The following is an 11,029-nucleotide window of genomic DNA, read 5'->3' as shown; positions in this document are numbered from 1 at the left end:
GTGGTACAGGGCCACGCCAGGCTGGGTGAGCTGCGTTGGCGGTGTGAGCGAAGAAGCCTCGGCCTGTTCGTCAGAGGCGGCTGCGAGGTCCTCCATCGCGGGCGATGCCTGCCAGGCAGGCGGGAGCAAGGGGGCGGACACGGGCAGGTCGGCAGGCGGCAGAGGCGTGTGGGCCTGGGCGTCCTGCTGTTGGGCATCCTGCTGTCGGAGCTGTTCGAAGACTTCGATCAGACGGTCCACCCGCCCTTCCATCGGGGCCACGTCTTCGGCCTGGCGCTGGGGATTGCCCAGCAGGCGCTCGATGGCGGATTCCATGCGGTGGGCCATTTCGCCCAGACGCATGGCGCCCGCCAGACGCGCCCCGCCCTTGAAGGTGTGCAGGGTGCGCATGCAGGCCGTGGCGGCCTCGGTGTGCTCGGGCTGGGCCAGCCAGTGGCGGGTCTCGGTGGCCAGCTGGGGCAGCAGCTCCTGGGCCTCTTCCTCGAAGATGGGGAAGAGGTCGGCGTCGATGGCGTCCACCGCGTCGATGTCGGCCTCGTGGCCCCAGTCGATGTCCAGGCTGGCAGGCTGGATGCCCGGCGCACCCCGCAGGACCTCGACCGGATCGGGCAACTCGGCCAGGGGCTTGAACTCTGGCACGCCCAGGGGGGCGGGCGAGGTGATGTCGAAGGCGTCAGGGGTGTCGTCGAGCGACAGGTCCAGGTCGACGTCGAGATCGGTGTGCGACCCGATGGACTCGACAGGCGCCGTCGTTTCCAGGGGCTCGTCGGCGCTGTGAACCAGGCGCAGGTGGCGGCGCGGGCCGCCCTGGCCTTCGGGCTGGTCGTTGAAATCGCCCACAAGGCTGCGGGCCTCCAGGCGGCGCGAGGCTTCGTGGTCGTAGTCGGCCAGGCGGGCCAGCAACTGCGCGTCGGGCGACTTGAGGAAGCCGGCGGCAAACTGGTGCAACAGGCGGCGGATCTCGTCCGCGGCTTCGTTGAACAGGGTGGCGGCATCGGCCTCGCCACCGCCCAGGGCCTGGGAGCGCATCAAGGCGTGCTCCAGCAGGCGGGCCAGTTGCGACAGCTCGGTGTAACCCACGGCCGCGGAGTTGCCGGCCAGGGAGTGCGCCAGGGCGATGGTGTCATCGCCCACCGGGCGGTGCAGCTCCAGCGCCCATTCGTTGAGCGTGGTGCACAGGCGGCGCGACTGCTCGTCGGCCTCGTTCAGGAAGATGTTGAACAAGGGGATGCTGATGCGCAGCGGCCCGACAACCTTGACCTGCTCGTCGCGCTCGGCGGCGTCGGCAGGGCCAGCCGAATCGGCGACGTCGGCCGTGCCGGTCGCCTCCGCAGGTGCCTCGTCCAGCGCACCATGTTCGGTCGGCACGGCCTCCTCGTCCAGCCCATGGACCTCGGTGGGCTCGTGCAAGGACAGGTCGGGCAGGGGCACCGGTTCGGCGTCGGCATCCGTTTCAGGCAGCAGGGCGAGATCGGGCAGGTCCACAGCGGGCTGTGCGCCGGTTTCACCTTCGTCCAGGGCGCCAAGGTCGAGCGTCACGGCGTCCGACAGGGTCTGCGGGGCATCGCCTTCCGAGAGGTCCAGCACGATGCGGTCGGCATCGGTCACCGAATCGACAAAGGGAGGCGACTCGGTCTGGCCGGCCAGCAAGTCGACATCGGCAGGCTGGTCATCGAGCATGACGGCATCCAGCATGGGCTCCGTCAGGGGCGGCAAGGCGGCTTCGGCTTCGGCTTCGGCTTCGCGGGCCAGCTTGGCCAGGGCCTGCTCGACCACCTCGTCGGTGGCCCAGGACAGGACTGTGTCGGGGAGAGCGTCCGGACCGGCGTCCAGGACCAAAGGCTCGTCCACCGTCGGGAAGGCGGAAAGCCCTTCGGGTGGCGTGGCCTCGGGCACGAAGACCTCGGACAACAAAGGCGCCGTGTCGGCCCATTCGGACGGCGCAGGTGCGTCAGCCACCTCAGGCAAAACAGGCGCCTCGGGGGCCAGATCGGCACCGGGCAGGCTCAGTCGCTCGCCGTGGAGGCGGAACGCATCGGCCGCGGCCACCACGGGCGCGGCGGCAAACCCGGCATCCTGGTGGGTGGCAATGGCCTCGGTCCAGGCGGCAAAGTGCTGCAGCAGCTCGCCGGTGAGGTCCAGCAGGTCGGCGCTGGCAGGCGCTTGCGTGGCCATCCAGGCGTTGTAGAGCTGCTCGCAGGCCCAGGCGGCCTCGCCAAACTCGCCCAGGCCCACCATGCGGGAGCTGCCCTTGAGCGTGTGGAAGGCGCGGCGCACGCCGGTGATGGCGGCCACGTCGTCCGGACGCGCCTGGAGCTCGCCAATGGCCGCCTGGGCGTCCGTCAGCACCTCGCGCGCTTCTTCCAGGAAGATGTCGCGCATCTCATCGTCTTCTTCCAGACCGGTGGCCTGGGGCGCAGCCACCGGCGCGGGCGCCAGCGGGGCCTGGGGCGGGAAAACCACCTCCGGCACGGCCTCGGGTCCCGGCTCAGGCTGCGCGATGTCGGACACCAGCTGGGCCACCTGCTCGCGGGCCGCACTCAGAGAAGCCTCGTCGTCTTGCGCCCGGGCCTGGTCCAGGGCGGCCTGAGCCGCGGCCAGTTCACCAGCCAGGTCGGCCTGCTCCTGCACGTGGGGCGTGTCCGCCAGCTTCTGCAAGCGCTCGCTCAGGTCACTCAGCGGCGCATCGGCGCGGGCCAGGGTCTCGCCCAGTTCTTCGGCGGCGGCGACGGCTTCTTCACGCTGAGCCTGCTGCACATGCTGGACAACGGCCTCAACCGGGTCTTCGGCGGCACTCGGCGGGCCCTTTTTTTCCCGGCCCATCACGGGTGCGAGGACCCCGGTGGCCTCGTCGAGCGTGAACAGGGTCTTGGCCAGCTGGGGCTGCACGCCCATCATGTCGATCAGGAAACCGAGGGCACCCAGGTTGGAGGCCAGGCGATCGAACACGCCCGCCTGCGCGGCCGCATCGAGGTCGGCGTCGGGCTGCAACAGATGATCGACGTCCTCGCGCATGTGGACCACGGCGTGAGCGGCCTTGTCCAGGCCCAGCACGGCCAGCACGCCCTTCATGGACTGCAGCGCCTTCGGCACATTCACCAGGGGCGCCCGGTCTTGCGGATCACGGAAGAAGGCGTCGATGTGCTTCTCGCATTCGCCCAGGGTGGTGCGCAACTCCTGCACCACGCTGCCAATGGTCTGGCGATCGGAGACGCGGCGGTACAGGTCCTCCATCCACGCTTCGAGCGGCTCGGCGGGCTGCCCCTGCCCCACCTGGGCAATGCGATCGGCCAGGCGGCGCACGCGAGCGGCCTGGTCCGGGTGATCGAAGTCCCCGTCCTCCAGCGACGCATCGAGGTACAGCAGGCTGGTGGCCACCTCCATGGCCAGGCTGGGCTCGGGCGCCTGGGCGCTGCCCACCGTGCGGGCCACGGCCTCCGCAAGGGCCTCGGCCAGCACGGGGCCTTCGGGGAAGAGACGGCGCAGGGAATCGGCCACGAGCGAGAACTGCTCGTTCAGCCCCCCCAGGCGCAGCAACTCCCCCCCCGCCACCGCCGACCAACCGTCTTTCGCACCGGCCACGCGCTTGGTGGCCTGGGCGATCCAGGCTGGGTCGAAACGGCCCAGAGGTGAGGCAACGAGGTCCACCGGCTGGTGCTTCTCCAAACCGAAAGTGCGGCGCACGCGCGCGAGGACCGACTGCTCGGCCTGGGGTGTGGCCCCGGCCTGCGCACAGAAAAACAGCAGCTCGTTGGCCAGGCGGTCGGAGGGCACCCCCTCCCCCTTGACCAGCTCGCGCAGCTGCTTGAGCAAAGACGACAGCACCCGCTTGGCGTGCACGTTCAATGGCACATGGGCACCGGCCACGCCTTCCAGGAAGCCCGAAGCCAGCATCCACGTGGCCGATTCGCGGTGGGCTGCACGCTGTGAAGCCCCGCTGGCCAGCGAGGCACACAGATCGGCCAGGACCACGGCGTCGCCAGGCTGGTTTCGGCGCAGCAGGGCCAGCAGGCCCTTCTCGAAATCGTCCACCGTGGCGCCATCGGCCGCACGGGGCGCGATGCCCTCGGGCGGCGCCAGCGGCGCCTCCAGCGATCCACCCGGAAAGTCCTGGGCCCAGAGATCGGTCGGGCGCGGCAAGGCCCCACCGGCGCGGGCCATCAAGGCCTCGTACTGCGGGAACAGGGCCAGGGCAGGCACGGCCTTGCCGGCCAGGCGGCGGCCCATGTAGTCGAGCAGGGCGAACGAGGCCTTCTCGACCTCACGCACGGCATCCTCCGACAGCGACTGCGGCCGGTTCACGAACTTCTGCACCACGGCCTCGCTGGCCCGCAACAGGGTCGCCCCGGCAGGCAGACCGGCCATCTCCAGCGCTCCCACCCCCTGGTGGATCTGCTGGCGCGCCGAGCGCAGGATGGACGGGTCCAGCACGTCCATGTCGGAGGCATCGGCCGAACCGACCTCCTTCAGGCAGCGGTGCAGGGCCTTGTGCGCTGCATCCAGGGACTTGCGAAGTTCCTCGTGGACCCAGGCCAGTGCACTGAGGTCATCCGAGGGCAGAGAAGCATCTTGGTGCAGGCTGTCCATGCATCACCCTCTTCAGGAAGAGATCTTGAACCGGGCCACCGACTGCTGCAGCTCTTCCGCGGTCTTGGAGAGCTCTCGCACCAGGGCCGAGGTCGACCGGGTGCCTTCTCCCGTCTGCTCCGTCACCGCGAAAATGTGCTGGATGTTGGCCACCACCACGTTGGCGGATTCGGCCTCCTTCAGGGCTTGCGCGGAAATCTGCTCGATCAGCTCGGCAAGGCGACGCGACACGCGGTCGATGTCGCCCAGGGCCGAACCGGCCGCGTCAGACAGGCGGGCCCCCTCGACCACCCCCTGCGTGGAGCGCTCCATGGCGGCCACGGCATCCTGCGTGTCGGTCTGAATGGTGCGCACCAGCGCGGCAATCTCGCGCGTGGCGTCACCGGAGCGTTCGGCCAGGCGCTGCACTTCTTCGGCCACCACCGAGAAGCCACGGCCCGCTTCACCGGCCGAGGCGGCCTGGATGGCAGCGTTGAGGGCCAGCACGTTGGTCTGCTCGGTGATGTCCGAGATCAGTTCGGTGATTTCGCCAATTTCCTGCGAGGACTCGCCCAGTCGCTTGATGCGCTTGGAGGTTTCCTGGATCTGCTCGCGGATGGTGTTCATGCCGCCGATTGCGTTCTGCACCGCAGCCAGACCGGAGTCAGCGGCGGCCAGCGACTGGCGCGCCACCTCGGCCGATTGCTGCGCCTGGGCCGACACCTCGTTGATGCGGCCCGCCATCTGCAGCACCGACTCCCCGGTCTCGCGGATCTCGCGCAGTTGCTCGTCGGAGGCCGCCAGCAGCTCGGTCGAAGTCTCTTCCACCTGGCTGGTGGTGTCGGTCACCCGCAGCGCCGTGCCCTGCACCTGGGCCACCAGGTTGCGCAGTTCTTCCACCGTGAAGTTCACCGAGTCGGCGATGGCGCCGGTGATGTCTTCGGTCACCGTCGCCTGTTGCGTCAGGTCGCCTTCGGCCACCAGCTGCAGTTCGTTCATCAGCCGCAGAATCGCCGCCTGGTTGGCGTCGTTCACGCGCTTGGCTTCGCGCTCCTGGCGTTCGGCTTCCTGGCGTTGCAGTTCGGCGATGCGGGCGCGTTGGGTCTGGTCGGTCAGGAACAGGCGCAGCAGGCCGTAAGCCGAGGCCACCGAGGTCAGCAGGAAGATCAGGATCAACGCGACGTTGAAGCCGCCGATGCCGGCCCCCTCGCTCAGGCGCTGCTGCACGGTCTCCAGGCCCTTGCGCAGGGGTTCCGAGTCGTTGATGACCGCCACCTGGGCGTCGCGCGCGGCCACCAGGCCCTGCAGCGAACCCAGGATGAAGGTCGACTGGGTGCGGGTGCGCTCGAAGATCTTCAGCAGCGCTTCCAGTTGCTCGCGCACGGCCGGGTCGCGCGACGCCGCGAGCTTGAGCTCCTGGTTGCCATTGAGCAGGCCTTCGGCGATTTCCTTGAACGCGTTGAGGTCCTTGCCCAGCAGGAACACGGCCTCGGTCGAGACACCCTCCACCGTCAGGAATTCGTTGGCCGACTTGCCGATGCGCTGCGTCAGCATCACCATCTGGTTCAGCGCCATGGCTTCGGACGATGGCACCCCCCCACGTTCGATCTTCGTCGTCGCGATGCCTTCGGCCAGGTCCAGCAGTTCCGAAGACTGTGCGTTCACCTCGCGCAGCGCCTGGCTCACCTGGGTCAGGGTCTTCTTCTGGGCCAGCACGTACTTGGCGTTTTTCTCGGCCCCCTCGACGCGGCGCATCAGGTCGGCCGACAAAGCCTCTTTGGCCCCACCCGAGACCTCGCTCAGGCCGCGCTTGCTGTCCCCCTGGGCCAGGCCTCGCACGTTGGTGGCCAGCACCTGCGACGAATCGGCCACCTCGTCAAACGCCTCGCCCCGGCCGATCAGGGCCTGCGACACCGATTTCGCCAGGCGCTGCGACTGCATCAGGGCCTGACCGGTGGCTGCCGTCTGGGCGGCACGGCGGTCGGCGGCGTTCACCGACAGGAAGGCAGCCAGCATCAGCCCCACCACGCCCACGGCCAGGGCCCCGCCCAGGATGCGCTGCTGGCGCGCCAGGCTCAGGTGGCCGATCAGGGGCAGGCCGGACAACACCTCGGGCATACCGCCGTCGGCCAGGTCCTGGCCCATCCGGTTGTCGAGGTAGTCGGGCGGAAACTCCGAGGGTGCGGACTCGGAAATGATCGAATCGGCCGTCGTGTTCGGCCCGCTGGAAGGCTGGATCGTGGACGCGAGCGCGTGCGTGTCGACGTTCTGCTTGCCTGAGGACGTGACCATGCCCTCGGTGCTCAGGGCTTCTGCCGGGACCTCGTCGTCATCCTGCGACTTGCCCAGCTCCTTGATACGGCTCAGGAAACTCATGTCCTCACGCTCCAAATCTGATGTGTCTGTGTGCGGTGACGCGGCCAGGGCCCGTCAGGCATCGATCTTCATGAAAGACTCGTCGGACACCAGGGCCGACAAATCCAGTTCGTACCATGTGCGCCCCTGCGCATCGGCCAGCTGCTGGCCCACAAAGTGCGGCGCGGCGGCGTCCTGGCTGGCGGCGGCCGTGAGCTGGCCGGCATTGCGCAAGCCCAGAAGGCGGTCGATCAGCAGGGCCACATTGAGCTGCAGGCCCGCATTGAAGGCCACCAGGCGCCCGGCGTCGCGGGGGGCCAGTTCGCCCGGCAGGCGCGCCACCCGGGGCGGCAGGCCCACAAAACCAGCCAGGTCGACGACACCGTGCAGCTGCCCGCGCAGGTTGGCCACGCCCAGGAACCACTTCTGGCTGTGGGGCACCGCCTGGATGGGCGAGAGCGGGAAGATTTCACCGGCCTGGTCCAGCGGCAGCAGAAAGCCGTGCCCGGCGATCTCGACGGCCAGCCAGTTGCGCACCGGCGCCTGCTGACGCACCTCCTGCAGACGGTCGGCCAGGCGTTTCTGCAGGTCCCTGAGGGCTTCTTTGTTGGCCATGCTGCCGACCTCTTAACCGAAGGCCTTGATTTTCGACAGCAGTTCTTCGGCGTTCACCGGCTTGACCACGTAATCCTTGGCACCCTGGCGCATGCCCCAGACCCGGTCGGTTTCCTGGTTCTTGCTGGTGCAGATGATGACCGGCACGCTGGCATAGGCCGGGTCGCGCGTGATGGCACGGGTCAGCTGGAAACCGTTTTGCCCCGGCATGACCACGTCCATCAGGATCAGGTCGGGTTTTTCTTCCTGCAGGCGGCGCAAGGCTTCTTCGCCATTTTCGGCGGTGCGCACCTGAAAACCCCGCTTGGTCAGCATGTCTGACAGCACATGCAGTTCGGTTTTGGAATCGTCAACGAGCAATATTTTCTGGATTGGCATGCTTGTAACCTCTGAAAACCACGACCGGCCTGGGACGGTGAGCCTGCCCGAACGGTGCCATCGCATCGCCGGAGCCGCCTGGCGCCCAAAGCCGATTTGTTCAGGTCGCGGTGTACTGTGCCACGGCCTGAAGCAACTGGTCTTTGGTAAAAGGCTTCGTGAGGTAATCCTGGGAACCCACCATGCGACCCCGGGCCTTGTCGAAAAGGCCATCCTTGGACGACAGCATGATCACCGGCGTCGAGGCAAAACGGGGATTGCGCTTGATGATCGCGCAGGTCTGATACCCGTCCAGACGGGGCATCAGGATGTCACAAAATATCACGTGGGGCTCGTGGTCATTGACCTTGGACAAGGCGTCAAAACCGTCCTCGGCCAGCACCACCTCGTAGCCCCCCTGTTTCAGGAAGATTTCGGCGCTGCGCCGAATGGTGTTGCTGTCGTCGATGACCAGCACCTTGCTGGCCGCCCGAACCTCGGGCAATGCTGCATCCGTCACAGACCCGTTCCTCCAGTTGACCGGCGAGCCCTTCGGGCGGAATCAGGCCGGACTTGCGCTGTATCGACGCTTCAGGTCAAACCTGAACCATCTCGAAATCTTCTTTGCGCGCGCCACATTCAGGACACACCCAATTCATGGGCACATCCTCCCAGCGCGTGCCGGGCGCAATGCCGTCGTCGGGCCAGCCTGCGGCCTCGTCGTAAATCCAGCCACAAATCAGGCACATCCAGGTACGGGTAGCGTTCACGTCGAATCAGACCAGCTTGAATACAATGGACCGATTGTAGCCACGGGCTGCGCGCCACCCTGCGAGGGTTTGCGGGCAATCCCACGGCCTTCTCTCTCTCACCACGACACGCATGAACCCTTCCCAAACCGGTCCGGACACCCACCCCGCCAGCGAAGACCAGGACGCGGGCGCCCCGGCATGCGTCCTGAGCTTCAACGCCAATGACCCGAGCGGCGCCTCGGGCATCGGGGCGGACATCGCCACCATCGCCGCCATGGGGGCCCATGGCCTGCCCGTGGTCACCAGTTTGCTGATCCGCGACACCGCCGAGGTGTTCGAGGCCCACGAGATCGACCCGGAAGCCGTGGTCGACCAGGCCCGCTCCATTCTGGAGGACACCACCATCTCCTCATGGAAGGTCGGCTTCCTGGGCAGCGCCGAGGGCATCAGCGCCGTCGCCGAGGTGCTGTCGGACTACTCCGACGTGCCCCTGGTCTCCTACCTGCCCAACCTCTCCTGGATGGACGACGACGCCCAGATGGCCTATCTGGATGCCTTCCGCGAGCTGATCCTGCCGGCCACGCTCGTGTTGGTGGGCAACCACAAGACCCTGACCGACTTCCTGTTGCCCGAGTGGGACGCCGAACGCCAGCCCTCTGCCCGCGAACTCGCCGTGGCCGCGGGCGAGCACGGCTGCGACCACGTGCTGGTGACCGGCGTGCAGCTGCCCGACCAGTTCATCGACAACGTGCTGGCCTCGCCGCAAGGCGCCGTGGCCGGCGAGCGTTTCGAGCGCTTTGAAGCCAGCTTCGTGGGCGCGGGCGACACGCTCTCGGCCGCACTGGCCGCCATCCTCTCTTCGGGCACCGAGCTCGACGTGGCCGTGTCGGAAGCCCTCAGCTTCCTCGACCAGTCCCTGGACGCGGGCTTCCGCCCCGGCATGGGCGGCGTGGTGCCCGACCGCTTCTTCTGGGCCCTGCCCCCGGGCGAAGAAGGTGCCGAGCCCCCGGCCGACGCCGGCGCCACCGACCTGATCGACCTCAACGACCTCCCCCCGCACGCCCGCAATGTCCACTAACACCGAGCTGTTCGAGCGCGCCCAGCGCGTCATCCCTGGCGGCGTGAATTCGCCTGTGCGCGCCTTCCGCGCCGTGGGCGGCACGCCCCGCTTCATTCAGCGCGCCCAGGGCGCCTACATGTGGGACGCCGAAGGCACCCGCTACATCGACTACATCGGCTCCTGGGGCCCGATGATCCTCGGTCACGGCCACCCCGAGGTGCTCGAAGCGGTGCAGAAGGCCGCGGTCGACGGCTTCTCCTACGGCGCCCCCACCGAGCGCGAGGTCGAGCTGGCCGAAGCCATCCTGGCCCACGTGCCCAGCGCCGAGCAGGTTCGCCTGGTGAGCTCCGGCACCGAGGCCGGCATGAGCGCCATCCGCCTGGCCCGCGGCTTCACCGGCCGCAGCAAGATCATCAAGTTCGAGGGCTGCTACCACGGCCATGCCGACGCCCTGCTGGTCAAGGCCGGCTCGGGCCTGGCCACCTTTGGCCACCCGACCAGCGCAGGCGTGCCGCCCGAGGTGGTGCAGCACACCCTGGTGCTCGAGTACAACAACATCGAGCAGATCGAGCAGGCCTTCGCCACCCAGGGCGCGGACATCGCCTGCGTGATGATCGAACCCATCGCCGGCAACATGAACTTCGTGCGCGCCAGCGTGCCGTTCGTCAAGCGCATCAGCGAGTTGTGCCAGCAACACGGCGCCCTCTTCGTGTTCGACGAGGTGATGAGCGGCTTCCGCGTCGCCCTGGGCAGCGCCCAGAGCCTCTACGCCCAGGCCATCCCCGGCTTCCAGCCCGACATCTCCGTGTTCGGCAAGGTCATCGGCGGCGGCATGCCCCTGGCCGCCTTTGCTGCCTCACGCGAGGTCATGTCGAAGCTGGCGCCACTGGGTCCGGTCTACCAGGCCGGCACCCTGAGCGGCAACCCGGTGGCCACCGCCTGCGGCCTGACCACGCTCAAGCTCATCGGACAGCCTGGCTTCTTCGAAGCCCTGGGCGAGCGCACCACCAGCCTGGTCCGCGGCCTCGAGCAGGCCGGCCGTGACGCCGGCGTCGACTTGATCGCCGACAGCCAGGGCGGCATGTTCGGCTTCTTCTTCGCAACCGAACTGCCCCAGCACTACCAGGCCGTCATGGCCAAGGGCACGGACACCTTCAACCGCTTCTTCCACCTCATGCTGGACCAGGGCGTCTACCTGGCCCCGGCCATGTACGAAGCCGGTTTCGTGAGCGCCGCCCACACAGCGCAGGACGTGGCCGACACGGTGGCCGCTGCAGCCAGCGCCTTCAAGGCGCTCTGAGCCCTGCCCTGCCTACAATCCCGA

General features: G+C 68.1%; 8 protein-coding genes. 2 read left to right on the top strand and 6 right to left on the bottom strand.

The genetic code is table 11. The features are described 5' to 3' along the window. From QZ994_RS02460 to QZ994_RS02435, 6 genes are all read right to left on the bottom strand, one after another. Positions 1-4,587: Hpt domain-containing protein (locus tag QZ994_RS02460; protein ID WP_290867704.1), on the bottom strand; the 4,587-nt coding region annotated here is incomplete at its 3' end. Between the two features lie 12 nt (positions 4,588-4,599). Beyond that, positions 4,600-6,684 carry a methyl-accepting chemotaxis protein gene (locus QZ994_RS02455; protein ID WP_290867713.1) on the bottom strand — a complete coding sequence of 695 codons (2,085 nt, stop codon included), beginning with the start codon at positions 6,682-6,684 and terminating at the stop codon, positions 4,600-4,602. Between the two features lie 312 nt (positions 6,685-6,996). Beyond that, positions 6,997-7,536 carry a chemotaxis protein CheW gene (locus QZ994_RS02450; RefSeq protein WP_290867701.1) on the bottom strand — a complete coding sequence of 180 codons (540 nt, stop codon included), beginning with the start codon at positions 7,534-7,536 and terminating at the stop codon, positions 6,997-6,999. A 12-nt stretch (positions 7,537-7,548) separates the two neighbouring features. Beyond that, positions 7,549-7,914: a response regulator gene (locus QZ994_RS02445; RefSeq protein ID WP_290867699.1), complete on the bottom strand. Its 366-nt coding sequence runs from the start codon at positions 7,912-7,914 to the stop codon at positions 7,549-7,551. Positions 7,915-8,014: 100 nt separating this feature from the next. After that, entirely contained in the window at positions 8,015-8,413 is a 399-nt protein-coding gene (locus QZ994_RS02440) for a response regulator (RefSeq protein WP_290867696.1), read from the bottom strand. Positions 8,414-8,489: 76 nt separating this feature from the next. Beyond that, the gene (locus QZ994_RS02435) at positions 8,490-8,642 is read right to left on the bottom strand and encodes a rubredoxin (protein WP_290867711.1); all 153 of its coding nucleotides are present in this window, start codon (positions 8,640-8,642) and stop codon (positions 8,490-8,492) included. Between the two features lie 133 nt (positions 8,643-8,775). On the opposite strand from QZ994_RS02435, the gene QZ994_RS02430 reads away from it, so the two are divergent. Both QZ994_RS02430 and hemL read left to right on the top strand, forming a co-directional pair. Beyond that, the gene (locus QZ994_RS02430; protein ID WP_290867691.1) at positions 8,776-9,723 is read left to right on the top strand and encodes a hydroxymethylpyrimidine/phosphomethylpyrimidine kinase; all 948 of its coding nucleotides are present in this window, start codon (positions 8,776-8,778) and stop codon (positions 9,721-9,723) included. Further along, a complete protein-coding gene (gene hemL / locus QZ994_RS02425) occupies positions 9,713-11,005 on the top strand; it encodes a glutamate-1-semialdehyde 2,1-aminomutase (protein ID WP_290867688.1) in 1,293 nt (430 codons plus the stop codon). Before QZ994_RS02430 ends, hemL begins: the two co-directional genes overlap by 11 nt. Positions 11,006-11,029: the final 24 nt, after the last annotated feature.

The organism is Aquabacterium sp., assembly GCF_021768455.1.
Classification (GTDB): domain Bacteria; phylum Pseudomonadota; class Gammaproteobacteria; order Burkholderiales; family Burkholderiaceae_C; genus Aquabacterium.
This window is presented reverse-complemented; position numbering and strand designations above follow the sequence as displayed.